The organism is Rubneribacter badeniensis (genome assembly GCF_002899695.1).
Lineage (GTDB): Bacteria > Actinomycetota > Coriobacteriia > Coriobacteriales > Eggerthellaceae > Rubneribacter > Rubneribacter badeniensis.
Genome location: NZ_PPEL01000006.1, coordinates 1 through 16,942, shown reverse-complemented (window position 1 = coordinate 16,942; position 16,942 = coordinate 1). Strand labels below are relative to the sequence as shown.

13 protein-coding genes are annotated in these 16,942 nt (G+C 62.3%); 10 read left to right on the top strand and 3 right to left on the bottom strand.

Annotated features, from left to right (window positions below):
- Positions 1-60: 60 nt before the first annotated feature.
- Positions 61-1,569, bottom strand: a complete 1,509-nt coding sequence (locus tag C2L80_RS02500) for an ATP-binding protein (protein ID WP_087196794.1) — start codon at positions 1,567-1,569, stop codon at positions 61-63.
- A gap of 305 nt (positions 1,570-1,874) precedes the next feature.
- Here C2L80_RS02500 and C2L80_RS02495 point away from each other — a divergent pair, with 305 nt between their 5' ends.
- From C2L80_RS02495 to C2L80_RS02480, 4 genes are all read left to right on the top strand, one after another.
- On the top strand, positions 1,875-3,008 hold the full coding sequence (locus tag C2L80_RS02495; RefSeq protein ID WP_087196792.1) for a DUF917 domain-containing protein: 1,134 nt from the start codon (positions 1,875-1,877) through the stop codon (positions 3,006-3,008).
- A complete protein-coding gene (locus C2L80_RS02490) occupies positions 3,005-4,720 on the top strand; it encodes a hydantoinase/oxoprolinase family protein (protein ID WP_239938665.1) in 1,716 nt (571 codons plus the stop codon). Before C2L80_RS02495 ends, C2L80_RS02490 begins: the two co-directional genes overlap by 4 nt.
- 1,006 nt (positions 4,721-5,726) lie before the next feature.
- The gene (locus tag C2L80_RS02485) at positions 5,727-6,617 is read left to right on the top strand and encodes a nitrilase-related carbon-nitrogen hydrolase (RefSeq protein WP_224759308.1); all 891 of its coding nucleotides are present in this window, start codon (positions 5,727-5,729) and stop codon (positions 6,615-6,617) included.
- A gap of 386 nt (positions 6,618-7,003) precedes the next feature.
- On the top strand, positions 7,004-7,285 hold the full coding sequence (locus tag C2L80_RS02480) for a Fic family protein (protein ID WP_087197132.1): 282 nt from the start codon (positions 7,004-7,006) through the stop codon (positions 7,283-7,285).
- Between the two features lie 372 nt (positions 7,286-7,657).
- Here C2L80_RS02480 and C2L80_RS02475 read toward each other — a convergent pair whose 3' ends face one another.
- Positions 7,658-9,040, bottom strand: coding sequence for a purine-cytosine permease family protein (locus tag C2L80_RS02475; protein ID WP_103262561.1), 1,383 nt, complete (start codon positions 9,038-9,040; stop codon positions 7,658-7,660).
- Between the two features lie 789 nt (positions 9,041-9,829).
- Between C2L80_RS02475 and C2L80_RS14010 the strand changes: the two genes are divergently transcribed.
- The 5 genes from C2L80_RS14010 (at position 9,830) to C2L80_RS02455 (ending at position 14,658) form a co-directional block, all read left to right on the top strand.
- On the top strand, positions 9,830-9,967 hold the full coding sequence (locus tag C2L80_RS14010; RefSeq protein ID WP_169998953.1) for a hypothetical protein: 138 nt from the start codon (positions 9,830-9,832) through the stop codon (positions 9,965-9,967).
- Between the two features lie 56 nt (positions 9,968-10,023).
- Entirely contained in the window at positions 10,024-11,544 is a 1,521-nt protein-coding gene (locus C2L80_RS02470; RefSeq protein WP_103262560.1) for a TrkH family potassium uptake protein, read from the top strand.
- Between the two features lie 14 nt (positions 11,545-11,558).
- On the top strand, positions 11,559-12,281 hold the full coding sequence (locus tag C2L80_RS02465) for a hydrolase (protein WP_239938663.1): 723 nt from the start codon (positions 11,559-11,561) through the stop codon (positions 12,279-12,281).
- 19 nt (positions 12,282-12,300) lie between these two features.
- Positions 12,301-13,302, top strand: a complete 1,002-nt coding sequence (gene rsgA, locus C2L80_RS02460) for a ribosome small subunit-dependent GTPase A (RefSeq protein ID WP_103262559.1) — start codon at positions 12,301-12,303, stop codon at positions 13,300-13,302.
- A 141-nt stretch (positions 13,303-13,443) separates the two neighbouring features.
- On the top strand, positions 13,444-14,658 hold the full coding sequence (locus C2L80_RS02455) for an ATP-binding protein (protein WP_092199050.1): 1,215 nt from the start codon (positions 13,444-13,446) through the stop codon (positions 14,656-14,658).
- 106 nt (positions 14,659-14,764) lie between these two features.
- Here C2L80_RS02455 and C2L80_RS02450 read toward each other — a convergent pair whose 3' ends face one another.
- A complete protein-coding gene (locus C2L80_RS02450) occupies positions 14,765-15,847 on the bottom strand; it encodes a DUF5692 family protein (RefSeq protein WP_204600515.1) in 1,083 nt (360 codons plus the stop codon).
- Positions 15,848-16,037: 190 nt separating this feature from the next.
- On the opposite strand from C2L80_RS02450, the gene C2L80_RS02445 reads away from it, so the two are divergent.
- Positions 16,038-16,748 carry a FadR/GntR family transcriptional regulator gene (locus C2L80_RS02445; RefSeq protein WP_087197141.1) on the top strand — a complete coding sequence of 237 codons (711 nt, stop codon included), beginning with the start codon at positions 16,038-16,040 and terminating at the stop codon, positions 16,746-16,748.
- Positions 16,749-16,942 lie beyond the last annotated feature (194 nt).

Here is a 16,942-nt window from a genome sequence, read left to right as displayed (position 1 = left end):
GGGATGCTCTCTTTCTTGTCGATGGCTCTAAACGCAAACGAGACGCAAGCGCGATGTCCGCTACTGGGGGCGCGTCAGCCGGTACCGTTTTTTTCTGCTGCTTCCCGGTTCCGTTGCTTCAAGCAGCCCTTGGCGAATCAAGTTGTTGATGTGCTTGAGGACGGTTCCGCGCGACAGGCGCGATGCCTCCTCCACTTCTTTTGCGCTGACGGTATCGTACTCGGTTGCCATGGCGAGGATGGCGTTCTCGATATTCCCACTCGAGTAATCGTGTTGTTTGCCGAGGGTCGGACGTCTTTTGCAGAGCGTGAGCGAGAACGATCCGGGCCGATCATGGGGCTTTGGCGGCTCCATGTACGCGGCTGCCAATCGCGACGCTATCTCCGCATACCCCGACCCTTTGTTCTCCACGACATAGCGCGCTTTGCCGGGTGTTTGGGGGTAGGGGGTGCTCCCGAGTATCTTGGACAAGAACTCGTTTCGGCTCGACGACAGCCCGAGGGTTCCCAGGGTGTCGACGGTCACACTTCCGTACAGGCCGCCTGGATTGAGAATTTCAAGCCGATCTGCGTACAGGTTGACCTGCACTTGAGTTCCCCAGGCCTCTGGCGAGTAATCGCGATGCATAAGGGCGTTCGCAACGGCCTCCCGCACCGCTTCCTGAGGGTAGTCGGGCACGTCTTCACGAAACGCCCCTTCGAAGAACGAGCCGGTTCGCGTGTTCTTCGCAACGGCTGCAACCGCTTCTGCGATCATGACGGGGATAGGCCCCACGAAATCGCCCGAATCGAGGAACCGCTGACCCGTCTCGGCGAGCGTGGCCTTCGTTGTGCCCGGATATGCGGCGAACGACACCGTGAGCCGCGGGAAGTACTTCTGCGGGTATATTCCGAGGGCGAGCAACCCTGCAAGCGTGGGCCGCAGGATCCCGCGTTCGTCCTCGTCCAACACGCGTAGGGCTTTGAGGATGTCGCGCTTGCCAAACTTCTCGAAAACGCGAGGATGCAAAAAGCGCTCGCGTTCGACGAGGGCCTCGACCAGCGCGTCATCGAGATCCTCCTCGGTCGCTCCTTCGACGATGCGCGCGTCGTGGCGTGGCTGCGAGCGCTCCTCGATCAATCGATCGATTTCGTAGTGGCTCAGCTTCCGATCGCCATCTCCGGTACGTATAAAGGAGCCCTCGTAGGTTCCTTTCGTCGTCACGTGGCAAGGTTTGTCGCGAGGGGGAAGTTCGGGAATCGAGGCGATGAGGATGGGTGCCTCTTCGAACGTCTCGATGTCTATGCTTGGTCGAATGGCGGGGGCAAGCTTGTTGGCGCACACTTCGGCCAGGGCATCTTGCGTGCGCTTAGGATCGAATCCGGACGCCGGCTTGAAGCCCTCTTCTTCGGAAAGGCCCAAAACGATGGTACCGCCCGAGCCGTTTGAGAAAGCGGAGATGGATTCAGCGAGGTCTTTGGGAAGCTTGCCGACTGCGCTCTTCACTTCGCACGATTGAAGGTCGGTGCCTGCTGCGCGCATGCGTGCAATGGTTTTGGCAAGGTCGAACGAAAGGACCTCGTCTTTCATTGTATTCGCACCTCCTGGTTTGCATGCGATTGCTCACGACGAGTATGAAAGCAATGCGAGCAATTTGCAAGGATAAAAGGAAATTTGCAAGCAATGAAAGCAAAAATGAAAGCAATGCGAGCAATTTGCAAGGATGGGACGGAGACGAGGACGAGCCCTTCCTTCTCGGTGCGTGAGTGGTGAAAGTGCGACATTTCAGCGCAGAGCCGCTTCGATGTTCCGGTTCCCAATGCCGTCCAGTACAATCGTACAATCGGCGTTAAGATTGTTCGAACGGTGGCCGCGGGAGAAAGGTTCTATCCGGCATGAGAAGGATGATCGGCATCAAGGAGATCGAGGACATGGCGCTTGGCGCGACGGTCCTCGGTGCGGGCGGGGGTGGCGACCCCTACGTCGGCAAGCTCATGGCCATCGAGGCCATCAGGAAGTACGGCGAGGTGGAGCTCATCACGCCCGATGAGGTTCCCGACGACGCGATGGTGTGCGTCTCGCAGATGATGGGCGCGCCCACCATCATGGTGGAGAAGATCTGCAGCGGCCTCGAGCCCATGGCCACCTACGACGAGCTGGTGCGCGAGTTGGGGCAGGAGCCCTATGCCATCTACGCGGTGGAGGCGGGCGGTGTGAACTCCACCATCCCGTTCATCCTCGCGGCGACGCGTCGCATCCCCGTGGTGGACTGCGACCTCATGGGCCGCGCGTTCCCCGAGCTGCAGATGACGACGCTCGGCATCAACGGCGTGAAGGGCCAGCCGGCGGTCCTCGCCGACGAGAAGGGCAACACGGTGACGGTGCGCGGCATTGACGACCGCTGGCTTGAGCGCATCGCGCGTCAGGCCACGTCGGTGATGGGCGGCTACACCATCCTCGCGTCGTATCCCTGCACGGGGCGCCAGCTGAAGGACTACTGCATTCCGGGCACGCCCACGCTGTGCGAGGAGATCGGCCGGACGCTGCGCGAGGCGCGCGAGCAGCACGCCGACCCCATCGATGCCGTGCTGGGCGTGACGGGCGGGTTTCGCCTGTTCCACGGCAAGGTGGTGGACGTGGAGCGCAAGACCGACGGCATGTTCGTGCGCGGTCGCGCCGTGGTGACCGGCCTTGACGAGGACAAGGACAGCGAGTTGGTCATCGAGTTCCAGAACGAGAACCTTATCGCGCTGCGCGACGGCGAGCCGGTTGTGACGGCCCCCGACCTCATTATGTCGCTCGACAGGGAGTCGGGCGTGCCGGTGACCACCGAGGGCCTTAAGTACGGTGCCCGCATCGTGGTGGTGGGCATGCCCTGTGCGCCGCAGTGGCGCGAGCCGCAGGGTCTGGCCGTGGTTGGCCCGCGCGCGTTCGGCTACGACGTGGACTACGTGCCGGTGGAGGAGCGCGTGGCGGCTTCGCGGGCGTGCGATGCGGCGGGCGAGAACGAGGAGGTGCGGGCGCGATGAGCGGAAGCCAAAAGGAGCGCGTGAAGACCGCGATCCGCGAGATGAGGGAATCGTACGGTCAGGCCGTCGCCGACAAGGCAAAGGGTGCGGCGAATCGTGCGGCGAGCTTGACGGGCCATGCGACCGTGCCGGACGCGTCGAAGAAACGCACGTGGCGTCTCGGCATCGACGTGGGCGGCACGAACACCGATGCCGTGATCATCGACGACGACCTCAACCTGGTCGCCGCCACGAAGAGCCCCACCACCGAGGACGTCATGGGCGGCATCGTGGCCGCCATGCACGAGGTGATCACGCAGATCGGCGCGGAGGCGGCCAAGAATATCGGGTTCGCCATGCTGGGCACCACGCACTGCACGAACGCCATCGTCGAGCGCAAGCGCCTCAACAAGGTGGCCGCGCTGCGCGTGGGCGCGCCGGCCACGACGGCCATCAGCTGCATGGCCGACTGGCCCGACGAGCTGAAGGATGCCATGCGCGTGCGCGACTTCCTCGTACACGGCGGCAACGAGTTCGACGGTCGCGAGATCAGCGCGCTGTCCGAGGACGAGATCCGCGAGGTGGCGCGCGTCGTGCGCGACGAGGGCTTCGAGTCCGTGGCGGTGACCAGCGTGTTTTCGCCGGTGTCCGACGCGCACGAGAAGCGCGCGGCCGCGGTGCTGCGCGATGAGCTGGGCGAGGACTTCCCCGTCACGTTGTCCTCGGAAATCGGTTCGCTCGGCTTCCTCGAGCGCGAAAACGCCTCCATTCTGAACGCGGCGCTCTACGACGTGGCGCGCACGACGGCCGACAGCTTCGAGGCCGCACTCGCGTCCGAGGGCCTCACCGATGTCGCGGTGTACCTGGGACAGAACGACGGCACGCTCATGTCCGTGGACTACGCGAAGCGCTACCCCATCTTCACCATCGCCTGCGGGCCGACGAACTCCATCCGCGGCGCGTCGTTCCTCACGCGAGAGTTGGACGCCGTGGTCGTGGACATCGGCGGCACCACCACCGACGTGGGCGTGCTGGCGCACGGCTTCCCGCGCGAGAGCATGGTGGCGGTGGAAATCGGCGACGTGCGCACGAACTTCCGCATGCCCGACCTCGTGTCCGTGGGCTTGGGCGGCGGTTCGCTCGTGCGGCAGCTTGACGACGGCCACGTGACCGTGGGCCCCGACAGCGTGGGCTACCTCGTCACGCAGAAGGCGCTCTGCTTCGGCGGCGACACGCTCACGGCCACCGACATCGTGGTGGCGAAGGGCTTGGCCGAAGGCGTGGGCGATCCCGCGCTGGTGGCCGACCTCGACCCGGCGCTCGTGGACGCGGCGTATGCCGAGATCACGCGCATTATCGAAGATGCGGTGGACGCCATGAAGACGTCGGCTGGCGATGTGACCGTGATCCTCGTGGGCGGCGGCTCCATCCTGGCCCCCGACCATCTTGAGGGTTCCGATAACGTGCTGCGTCCGGAGAACTTCGGTGTGGCGAATGCTGTGGGTTCCGCCATCGCGCAGGTATCGGGCCAAATTGCGAAGGTGTTCTCGCTGTCCGAGACGCCGCGCGACCAGGCGCTTGCCGAATCGAAGCGCCGTGCGTGCGACGAGGCCGTGGCTGCCGGAGCGAACCCGGACACCGTGGAGGTCGTGGACGTGGAGGACATTCCCATGGCATACCTCGGCGATGCGCTGTGCATTCGCGTGAAGGCTGTGGGGGATTTGATGCTGTGACGCCGTCGCGATGGGCGATGTCGTGCGGAGCCGGCTTCGGGTTTGCTCCGAAGCCGGCTCCGAAGGGCCCTGCGCGGTCTGCGGTTGGGGACGTTTCGAGCCGGTTTCGCGCTGCTGGCGGCATTTCGAGCCCGGTATCTCTGTCAAACCGCCGTTGACGTGAGGCGGGCCAGGGGCTCGGCTCAGGATCCGGCGAGCGCGAGCTTGCGCCAACGGAGGCTTGGTACAAACGCGTCGATGCGGTAGCACAAAATCACGGTTAAGAACGATTTTTCGATCAGATCGAATTTCGCGACCTGGCGTTTCTCCGAAAACGCTCCTGCAGGAAGCAGGAAAATCGTTCTTAACCGTGATTTTGTGCTAAGGGGATCGCCTTCCGCTGTTAAACCAAGATTGATATGGGCCCGGTCGGCCCCGCCGCGCGCGGATCGCCCAGGCGCCTCGGAAGCCCCCGATCCGTCAGGCGGGGGCCTTGCGGGGTGCCTGACCAGAGGGGTCTGGCTCAGAGCTGGAAGAGCATGGGTTCGTGCCAATCTTGGCTTAACAGAGACTTTTCCGGTCGCTGCAAGGCCAGGGTTGACGGAGGTTGGGTCGGTCCAATGCGCAAAGCCCTTCGACGGTGCAGAGGTCCTCGCCTCAGGATCGAGCGAACATGGGCTCGTATTGTTTTTGGTTTGACAGAGACAGCCCGGTTTCGTGGCGATTTTTGACGGAAAACCGCTATCGTGCGCACCGTCTTTCGACCGAATGGACACGAGTAGATATGCCGACCAGGGACTATGCGGCGACATCCAGCATCTCTCGGGCCGTCGGGCTCGTCGGATAGCGGTTTTCCGTCATTTCCCGCCATAAGTGGCGGCATCTCGCGCGCTCGCTCGGGAGGGCTTGCCGCGAGCGGCGTTTCCCACGTGCTCTCTAGGGGAGGAAAGGCGGCGCGCCGCAGGTTGGGCGCATTCGTGTTGTGGGATAATGCAACCCGGAGAGTATCGGTAAAAAGGAGCGACCCATGTTGAAAGAGAATCGGTCGATGGAAGAGAGTCGGTCGAGTAAAGGGCGGTTCGGCAAGAAGAGGCCGTGCGAGAAGCGCACGGCGCATCTTGCGCTCATCCAGTTCGAGAGCGTGCTGTGCGATCCGGCGGCCAACGTCGAGAAAGCGTGCCGGATGATCGCCGAGGCGGCGGCGCAAGGGGCCGATCTCGTGGCGCTGCCCGAGTTGTTCTCGACGGGCTACCAGCTGAACATCGTCGGCCCGCGCATGCCCGATTTGGCCGAGCCGGTTGACGGCCCTACGGTGCGCGCGCTGCAAGAGGCGGCCCGCGCTGGCGGCTGCTACGTGGTGGCGGGCCTTGCGCTTACGCACGGGTTGGCGGGCGTGGCGTTCAACAGCGCAGTGTTCATCGACCGCGACGGCGAGGTACAAGGCACCTACGACAAACAGCATTTGTGGGCGCTTGAGCGCTTCTATTTCCGCTCTGGTTGCGACTGCCCGGTATTCGATACCGACTTTGGGCGCGTTGGTGTGATGATCTGCTACGACATGGGATTTCCCGAGGTGGCGCGCATGCTGGCTTTGCAGGGGGCCGAGCTGGTCGTGTGCCCGTCGGCCTGGTGCGCCGAGGACATGGACGTGTGGGACGTGAACGTGCCCGCCCGCGCGCTCGAGAACACGGTGTTCGTGGCGGCTGTCAACCGCTTTGGTGAGGAGGACGGACTTGTGATGCCGGGTCATACGAAAGTGTGCGATCCACGGGGGCACGTGGTGGCCGAGCTGGCTGAGGAGGCCGAAGGTGTGCTGCATGCGCGAATCGACCTTGATGCCCTCGCTGCAGCGCGGCAAGTGAGCCCTTACCTGCGCGATCGTCGCCCCGATCTCTACAACGCCGTGCTTCTGCCGTAGCGCGTCGTCCGTTCGCGGTGGCTACCGCTTTGAAACGGGGCTTCTGCCGCTCGGCTGCAATGCTTGCCGTCCGAAGCGGGAACCTTGCTGCTCAGGTGCAATGTTTGCTGCTTTGGAACAGGGGTCCCGCCGCTCGGGTGCAGCGCCTGTTGCTCGCAACGATCAGCATCGAGCGGGTCGTTGTCGCCCGAAAAACTCGGAATTTGCGCGAAAACCGAGTTTTTCGGGCGACAACGGCTGTGCATGATGCGCCCATTCGACCGCCGATACGGGTCGGCTCTATTCAAAAGTACAAAATTTTGTACTTTCACTCTCAAACATTGTACTTTTTCTCAAGCATTGTACTTTCATGTGTGCATCGATGTACGTTGATACGGTTGGCCAATTTGCCGGAGCCCGAATTCGTCGACACGCACGATTCGTTCACGGTGACCTTGCGCAAGCATCCGACCGAACGGCAGGATTCCGCAAGCGCGGGAGGGGCCGACCTCGTCGCATTCTGCTCGGTGCCGCGCTCGCGGATTGAGATCGCCCAGTTCCTTGGCTTGGAATCGGTGCCCTATGCGAGCCGCGTGTACATCGCGCCCGCCGTTCGCGAGGGGGTGCTTCGGATGACGCTGCCGGACAAGCCCCGCAGCTCGAAGCAGCGCTACGTCGCAGCTCGGTAAGCTCCTTGGCGCGTCCGAGAGCCCTCGGATGCGCCAAGGAGCGCTCGGGCGCGCAGGAATGCGGCTGGCATCGCAGTTCAAGTTGGATTTTGATCGCTTTTGTCGGCATCGCAGCTCGGAGCGAATCCGTCCGACTTTATGGTGCCGCATAGGGGCATGAGGGGCGGCTGCGTCGGTCTTCGATGCGGTTGCCTCGCTGGGTGTCGGGAGCATGTGCCGCGTCGGGCACGCATGCCGGATTGCCACGTTGGCCGACGCCCGATGCCCGCTGTCGGATTGCCGCGCCGCCCGCCGCCCGAAACGGATCGTTGCCGCCTGAAGTCGACCGTTTCAGGCAGCAACAACCCGCAGATGGTCGCGCAAGCGCAGCGTCTACAGCACCTGGTCGGTTTCGGCGAACGCGACGGCCTCGACGTTCTTCGCCTTCGCGTACGCTGCCATGACAACCCAGTACAGCACGCCGGCCAGCACGAGCGAGTTCAGCCCAGGGATGCCGACGTTCATGATGCTCGTGACTTCACCCACGATGAAACCGGCGATCCAGCAGACGATGGCGATGGGATTCCATTTCTCCACCTTGGCCGGCAGCTCGCCGTGCGCGCGCGACGCGTCCAGCGTGGAGCGGCTGCGCTTCAAGACGAAGTAGTCCACCACCATGATGCCTGCCACCGGCGGGATGGCCACGCCGAGCAGTGTGAGGAAGTCCGTAAAGTAGTTGATGATGCCGATCACCGACAGGAACGTGCCCACGATGCCGAGCGTCCACACCAGGCCGTTGCGGCTGAGCTTCTTGTTGAACAGCGCGTTCACCATCGTGGCCAGGCCAAGCGACGAGGAGTACAGGTTGATGTCGTTGAGCTTCACCGTGGAGGCCACCACGATGATGACGCCGATCACGCCGGAGGTGCCCATCATGATGTCGACGACGTTCTCGGTTCCCATGGCGTGCGCCAAAAGCACGGCCAAGAGGTTCATGCCCAGCTCTCCCACGAACGTGCCGATGAGCGTCATCCAGAACACCTGCGTGCCGCTCTTCAGGAAGCGCGCGTAATCGGGCGTGCAGATGGCGCCGGCGATGAAGCCGCCCGCCACCATGGTGGTGGCCGCTCCCAGCGTGAGGGCCGGCCCCGGAGGTGCCGTGGTGAGAAGCTCGGTGAGTGAATGATCCTGCAGGATGATGGCCGCGGCCACGATGACCACGATCACGAACAGCGGCACGAACACGGCGGCGAAGTTCGCGATGGCCTTGATGCCGAACACCACGAGCAGCGTGATGCCCAGCCCGGTGATGATCGCCCACAGGATGTACTCGGGCGTGACGCCAGGCATGAGGCCGGGCAGGATTTCCTCGGTGCCGAGGAAATCCGTGAATGGGACGATCTCGGCCATGCCCTCGCCGAACACCGCGTTCTGCACGCCGAACCAGCCCACCATGGAGATGGCAACTACGCCTCCGAACAGCGCCGATCCCACCTTGCCGAAGCCCGCCCAGCGCGAAAGCAAACTGGTGGACAGCCCTTCGCGCGCGGCCGCCGTGCCCAGCGCCCAGCTGACCACCTGCAAGAGCACCGAGCCCAGCATGGTGGCCAGAAACGCGTCCCAGAACGTTAGGCCGAAGCCCAACGATGCGCCCAGCATGAGCTGGGAGACGCAGCAGATCGCGCCGATCCTGATGAAGAGAACTCGCCAGAAAGGCTGTTTCGCTTCATCAGGAACGCGCGACAGCGAGTAGTCGATGTCGCGTTCCGATGCCATGGTGTTCCTTTCTCGTCTTGTGCTCGCGAGCTCCCTGTCACCGCATGGCGATGGGTGCGATTCGCGGCGTTCTCTGCGCGGCGACGAAGGCGATTCGTGCCGCAAGGCCGCTTGCGGGTGGCACATGCGTTTTGCTGTTCGCTCTCGCCGTGGGCAAGATGGGGGGATTATACTCCGAAGCGACCCTGGTTGCCGCGGGATGAGGCAAGTTTGCCGGTTGGAAACGCGGGATAGCCTGCCGCCGTGCGCAAGGGTGCAAACGGCAGGTGGTGGAAGCGGCGTGGAATGGCGTTCTCTTTGCCAAACCGTCGTTAACGTTTCCCAGCCATTGCGCTGTCGCCAGTGCTCGGGCCGGCGCTCCCGGCGGCAGAGTTGAAGGTGTCGGACGGGCGCGCTGCGAACGGGCCTCTGCCAACGGCGGTTCAGCAGTGGAAGTCGCCTGAACTAGTGCGGGTTGCGCCTTGTGCATAGGTTCTCAGGCTGCGGGACGCGCAGGGGAAACCTCGACCCGGGGTTGCGCCCCGGCCTCCAACTTTGCACGACGAAAACGCGGACGAAGCCTGTGCATAAGATGCGGTCTGCGCCGGTTCGCGTCAATCTTGGTTTAACAGGGGGAAGGGACGCAAGACGAACGTGCAAGGAAGAATGCGCATGCTCGGGTGCGACATGCATCTTTATCATGCTGCTTCTGCCTGTTTCCATACCACGTGATGGGGAAGTTCGCGGGCGTTCGCGGGTGTTGCCAAGCTGGACGTATCGTGCAACGGCCTTTGGTGTTAGAATGCCCGCATGCGCAAAAGGCCGCAGGACATCCGCCAGATGCTCGAGACCCCGCTCACGGGGTTCGGTATCGTGCTGCTCTCGCTCGTATGCTTTCTGATCATGCTCTGGATGCTCATCGTTCTTGTAAGGGTTGTGCTGGGTTGAGTTCCGTCACCGAAAACGCCGACACGTTCGGCGCGCGACAGGGGTAGAGCACGTCCATGTGGCAGAGGTTCACATTGTACGACGTGCGGGTTATCGGCCATTATCTCGGCGTGCTCGTGCTGTTCTCGTCGCTGGCGCTGCTGGTGCCGTTCATCACGGCCATCGCATGCCAAGAATGGAGGCCGGCAGCGCATTACCTGCTTGCCATCGGCGTGTCCCTTACCGTGGGTGCGGCTCTGCGTTTTCTGCGTATCGAACCGGGACGTCTCGATCGCCAGCAGGCGCTCGCCGTCACCGGGTTTGCTTGGATCGTGCTCTCCTTTATCGCGACCATCCCTCTGTATTTGTCCGGCCACTATGTCACGTACCTTGACACGCTGTTCGACTGCGTGTCGGGCATGACCACCACAGGCGCGAGCATCATCGTCGATCTCGATCACCTGTCGAATGCCGACAACATGTGGCGTTTCATGATGCACCTCATGGGTGGTTTCGGATTGATCGTGGTGGCGCTGTCGTTCGGGCTGTTCGGCAAGCGCGTGGATGCGAGCCTGTACATGTCCGAGGGTCGCAGCGAGCACGTGGTGCCCAACGTCGTGCAAACCACGCAATTCATCGCGAAGATCGGCATGGGCATCATCTTGGTGGCCACGGTCATCCTGACAGGGTTGTGCCTGTTCATCGGCATGGAGCCGTTGCGGGCGTTTCTGCAGGCGCTGTGGCTGTCCATCTCGGGTTTCATCACGGGCGGTTTTGCGCCTATGAGCCAAAGCGTGATGTACTACCACTCGTTTCCCATCGAGGTGGTGCTCATGCTGGTCATGTTGGTGGGCTCTATCAGCTTCGTACTGCATGCGGAGGTGTGGAAGGGTCGCGTGGCGGTGTTCTTCCGCGATCTTGAGATACGCACGATGGTGCTCTGGCTCGCAGTGGTGACGTGCGTGTTCGCCGCTTCGCTGAGCGCGAGCGCCGACTTCTCCAACTTGCCCGCCATGCTGCGGCGCGGCCTGTTCATGGTGATCTCGGCGTTCTCCACCACGGGATTCCAGAACATCACGACGAACCAGCTGGAAACATCGCTCACGTCGGGTGCGTTTCTCGTGCTGGCGATGCTCATGGCGGTGGGCGGCAGCGGCGGTTCCACGTCGGGCGGCATCAAGTTCAGCCGTATGGGCATCATCGCGAAGTCCATGGTGTCCACTATCAAAGAGGCGCTTGCGCCCGATTCGGCTCGTGTGGTGGTGGCGTACAACCATGTCGGGCGACGTGTGCTCACGCCCGACATCGTGAAAGAAGCCATGACGGTGTTCATCCTGTACGTTGTCACGTACGCAGTGGGGGCGCTCGTGGGCATCGCGCACGGGTTCGAGGCGGCGCCGGCCATCTTCGAGTCGGTGTCGATGGCGAGCAACGGCGGCATCGTGTCGTCGCTCGCGGCACCGGGGATGGCGCCGACGCTCGAAGTGTTCTACATCGTGCAGATGTGGGCGGGCCGCTTGGAATTCGTGACGCTCATCGCCTTGCTGGTGGAGATCGTGGTGTCGCTCAACCCGAGGAAGTGGGTGGTGAAGCGGTGAGGATGCGCGCGTGGGTGGTAGCAAGGACGCAAGCGGGGTTGGCGTCGGGGTCGAAGCCGGTGCGATCTGCGGCCTCGCGAGCGGTGCGGCGTGGCGCGGTCTTGGGGTCGGCGCGTACGCTGACGGCGGCGCTGGCGCTTGCGGCGGCGCTGGCGCTGGTGCTTTCGCTGACGCCTGGCTTCGCGGGCATGTTGACGCCCGGCTGCACGGGTGCGCTTTCGGCCGTGGCGTACGCCGACGAACCCGCCGAGGGTGACAACGCGGTGAACACCCAGCAGCTTCCCGACAGCTCGTTCATCTACGACACCTCCATCGGCGATCTCGCCCAGGCTGATTCCTACTTCGACAACCAGACCGTGCAGGTGGTGGGAGAGGCTGTGGGCGACGCCATCCGCTCAGGTTTGGACGGCCGCCATCGGTGGATCACGCTTTCGGCCGAGGGGGATTCGTCCACGATCTCGGTGCACATGACTTCGGAGCAAGCTGCGAAGATCGACACGTTCGGCAAATACGGCGCGCGTGGAACCATGCTGCAGGTGCGCGGGACGTTCTATCTGGTGTGCCCCGACCATGACGGTATATCCGACCTTCACGCCGAAGTGGTGACGGTGGTGTCGCGGGGCGAGGAGGTTCCGGACGAGTTCGACGCGAACGCGTTCGTGCCCGGAATCGTGACGGTGGTGGCAGGCTTGGCCCTGCTCGGGGTGTTCTACTGGCTGCGCGAGCGGCAGCGTTAGGCGCGAAAAGGGAGGTTGCGTGCAGAAGGGCCAGGTCGTCAAGCTTGATCGCGGATATCCTCTCGTGCGCACCGAGCACGGCGAGCTTGTGCGCTGCGAGCATGCCACCGCGCTTGTGAAAGGCGAAGAGGCGCGCGCCGTCATCGGCGACTTCGTGGACGTCGACGTGCCGGAGGGCCACGACAAGGGCATCATCGGCGGCATCCTTCCGCGCACGCGCGCGTTCGTGCGCAAAGACCCCACCGAGCGCGCGCTGCCGCAGGTGCTGGCGGCGAACTTCGACCGGGTGTTCGTGGCGCAGCCGTTGGCCGATGTGAACGTGCGGCGGCTTGAGCGCGAGTTGGTGCTGGCGTACGAGACGGGTGCCGCGGTGACCGTGGTGTTGACGAAGGCCGATCTCGCCGAAAGCGAAGAGCACGCCGTCGCCGTGCGCGACCGCGTGCGTGCTCTCGTGGGGCCCGACGTGCGGACGCTCGTCGTGTCGGAGAACGATCCGGCCAGCATCGAGGCCGTGCGCGCGCTCGTGCCCGCGGGCACCACGGCCGTGCTCATCGGAAAGAGCGGCGTGGGGAAGTCGAGCATGGTGAACATGCTGGTGGGTTCTGCCGTGCAGGAGACGACGCCCGTGCGCGATGATGGCAAGGGCCGCCACACCACGGTGAGCCGCGAGATGGTGGCCGTGCCCGGCGGCGGCTTCATCGTGGACATGCCTGGCGTGCGCGGCTTGGGGCTGTGGGAGGCCGATGCCGGCATCGGAGCGGCTTTCGCCGACGTGGAGGAGTTGGCCGCGCGCTGCCGATTCCGCGATTGCCGGCATGCGGACGAACCCGGATGCGCCGTGCGCGCCGCTGTGGACGCTGGCGAGCTGAGCGCCGAGCGGTTCGCGTCCTACCAGGCGCTTAAACGCGAGACGGACGAGCTGCGCGACCGCCGCGAGGAAGCGCGCCGCATGCGCGGCGAGAAAGCGTCCGACCGTACGAAGGCCCCCGCCCGCAAAGGCAAGCCCCGCAAGAAACGGTAGGGCGGCGTGCGTGCCCGGCATCGCGACTCTGGCATGAGCATACGTCAACTATGCAAAGTGTAAAAAATTTTTAACGGATTATGCTATACTTGCCAAAGTGTTAAAAAATGACAACTCGTATAACGAGAGTGGGGGTGCCGCATGGTTTTACGAGAGCTGTACCTGAAGCGCATCAGACCCTTTTACCATTCGGAGTTTGTCAAGATTCTGACGGGCGTTCGCCGTTGCGGAAAATCTACGCTGCTGCGCCAAATATCAGAAGAACTTATCGCTTCTGGCATCTCCTCCGACAAAATCATCGATATAAACTTTGAAAACTATGCGTACAACTCCTTGCGAAATCCAGACGCGTTCTATCGGCATGTGGAAGACCGCATCGAGGATGCGACGGGTAAGACCTATCTGCTCTTTGACGAGGTGCAATTCGTTGATGGGTTCGAGCGCGTGGTGAATTCGTTTCGTGCAACGCACGACGTAAGCATGTTTTTGACCGGGTCGAATTCCAAGCTGTTATCCGGAGATCTTGCCTCCGAATTGGGAGGGCGCACGCTTTCGTTCAGGATCATGCCGTTCACGTTCGGCGAGTTCTGCGACTTTCGAGGTGTCCAAGGTGCCGCTCGCGCATCGTTGTTCGACGAGTACCTTCGTTGGGGCGGCTTTCCACTGGTGTGTGCCGAGCGGGACGAGGCGAGCAAGGCGGTTGTGCTTGACAACCTGTACGATTCCATCGTGCTCAAAGATGTCATTTTGCGCAACAAGATAGCATCTCCGCACACCTTGGAGACAGTGCTCAATTTCGTGGTTAGCCAATCAGGGTCGACTTTGTCGGGCAGGACCATTGCCGCTTCTTTGAGCGATCAGAATCGAAAGGTTTCAGCTCCGACCGTCTACGATTACCTGCGTGCGATAGAGAGCGCCTGCATAGTGGGCAAAGCTACGAGATACGATGTCCGGGGAAAGAAGGTGCTTGCGTTCGAAGAGAAGCTTTACGTGTGCGACCTCGGGTTGTTCCAGCAAAGAAAAAGCCCCGTTGCGGAGGATATAGGCCATGCGTTGGAAACCCTGGTTTTCAACGAGCTCGTGGCGCGCGGGTTCAAGGTGTTCGTGGGCAAGATCGACGCCATGGAAATCGACTTCATGATCTCGGGGCCGGAGGGAAAGGCGTATGTGCAGGTTGCCTACATGCTTGCGAGCGAAAAGACAAGAGAGCGGGAGTTCGGCTCGCTCGAAGCGGTGAGGGACAACTATCCGAAGTACGTCGTCACGCTCGATCCGGTGACGCGGAACCGAAACGGCATCATCCATCTGGGACTTATCGATTTCTTGCTTGACGAGGGGCTTTTGGTTTTGGGCTGAAGCGTCCTTCTGATGGCGCGTCGCTTTGTTCCGCAAAGTGCTCCGTTCAACAAAGATGCCGCCCCGAAAGGCGGCATCTTTCGTGTGCGCGATACAGCTGCAGGGGCTATGCCTTCGCAGCTTTCCGCTCGGCATCGGTCACGGGCTGACCGTTCTCGAAGCCTACATGGAACTCGGCGCGTTCGAGCGCTTCGCGATAGTCCTTCGTGCTGGTGAACATCTCGTGCTTCCACCAATTCTTCTTGAGCGTGCGGGACCGGTAAACGGCTGCCGCCACCAATGCCAGATTGGACACCAGGGCAAGCGCCGACACCACGGTCATGGGCACCACGTTGACCGCGCCGTTCGTCATGACGCCGTCGGCGTACATGGTGGGCAGCACGCTGAACGGCGCCTGCTCCATGAACAGGGGGAAGACCTGCGCGAACATGCACCAGAATGTGAGCGTGTGCCCGCGGTTGATGAGCCACGATCCGCGGTTCCACACGAACGCGAGGATGGTCGGAGCCAGCAGCAGCGCGACGCCGCAATACCAGGAATGTGTGGGCAGGTTGTTGTAGGTATAGGCGAAGTTCCACAAGTCGTAGGGAATGATCCAGACCCAGGTCATGTCGGCCCAGATGACGTCGCGCCCGCCGTCTTTGCCGAGCGGTTTGCTCACGTAGATGTGCATGACGGCGGTGAGCCCCACGATGCACAGGATGCCGGCAATCGCGTTCATAACGTTGTGCCAGCCGCCGTAGAGCCACACGCCTTCGCTGGAGAGCTCCCACGTGTACCACGCGCCGACGGCGTGCTCAACGTCGCTGATCACGGCGATGAGGATATTGAGGATCAAGATGCCCGGAACGGTGTAGACGAACCACTTCTTCTTGCCGATGCCCCATTGGAAGCGGATGAGCAGGAAGCTGATGCAGGAAAGCAGAGCTGCGTACAGCTTTGCGTAATGGAACCATCCGTTCATATACAGGTTCGTCGGGCTTTGCAGCGCCCATTCGGCTCCGCTGGCTGCGCCGACGGCGACGGCGGTGCAGTATGCGGTGACGACGGCGGGCACGGCGATAAGCATGATGATGGCGCCCCGTTTGCTCTTGATGGAGTACCAGTTGAGCAGCATGAGAACCAGCAGCACGGCGATGAGGCCGCCCCACTGGAACAATGCGTTCTCCCCGTACACTTGGAATAACATGTCCCGCTCCTTTCTTCGTATCTGTTTCTGTGGTATGACCACAAGGGCAATATATCACCATGCGAAGAAAATGTGAAGCAATCTATGAGAAGTTCCTGTTGAATTTGATCAATTCGTATTGCAATGTCTGAATGATTCTGGTATTACCAAATACCAGAAATCAGTTGGATTGATCAAAGGAAGTCCTGCTATGAAATTTGAGCGCATCGCATCGCCCAGCCTGAAGGATCTTTTTGTGCAGCAGCTTGAGCGCATGATCCTGTCGGGCGAGCTGGCCGTGGGCGACCAGATTCCTCCCGAGCGCGATCTGGCCGAGCAGATGGGGGTCAGCCGCACGGTCATCAACGCGGGCGTAGCCGACATGGCGTCGAAGGGCTTTCTGGAAATCCGTCCGCGCAAGGGGGTGTTCGTCGCTGACTACCGCCGCAGCGGATCGCTCGCCACGCTCGTGTCCATCATGGACTACAACGGAGGGTTGCTGCCGCGACGGGAAATCAAGTCGTTGTTGGAATTGCGCATGGCGCTCGAGGTGCTTTGCCTGCGCGGTGCCATTCCAGCTATGACCGAGGAAGGGCTCGCTGTGTTGCAGCAACGGCTCGATGAGCTGATGGCCGCCACGACCCCGTCCGAGGCCGCTGAAGGCCGTTTCGCGTTCGGCCACGAGCTTGACTGCCTGAGCGGAAACGCCATTCTGCCTCTGCTGGGCCATTCGTTCAAAAAGCCCATCGTCGCGCTGTGGGCCGAATACGGCCGTCGGTACGGCGTGCAGTCGCTCAAAGACCGCTGCGCGAAGCGCTTCGAGTACATCGAGGCGGGCGACGTCGAGGGAGCCGTCGCCTGGACGAAGCAATGCTTGCAGGAAGCCATCGAAGGCGACCATCAGCTGTACGGGGATCGATAGCAAGCACCGCCGCAGCGGGTTCCCGCGCGCCTCGCGTCCTTCCCACCGGATGTTTCACATGAGACTTGGGGGTGCGGACAAAAAGTTGGACACTCCGGTGTCCGGATTGGAGTCCGCATGTACCCGTTGGAGACCAGGGAGCTCGCCGTGGAGGCCGTCGCGGCGGGGTTCAGCCTGACCGAGGCGGCCGAGCT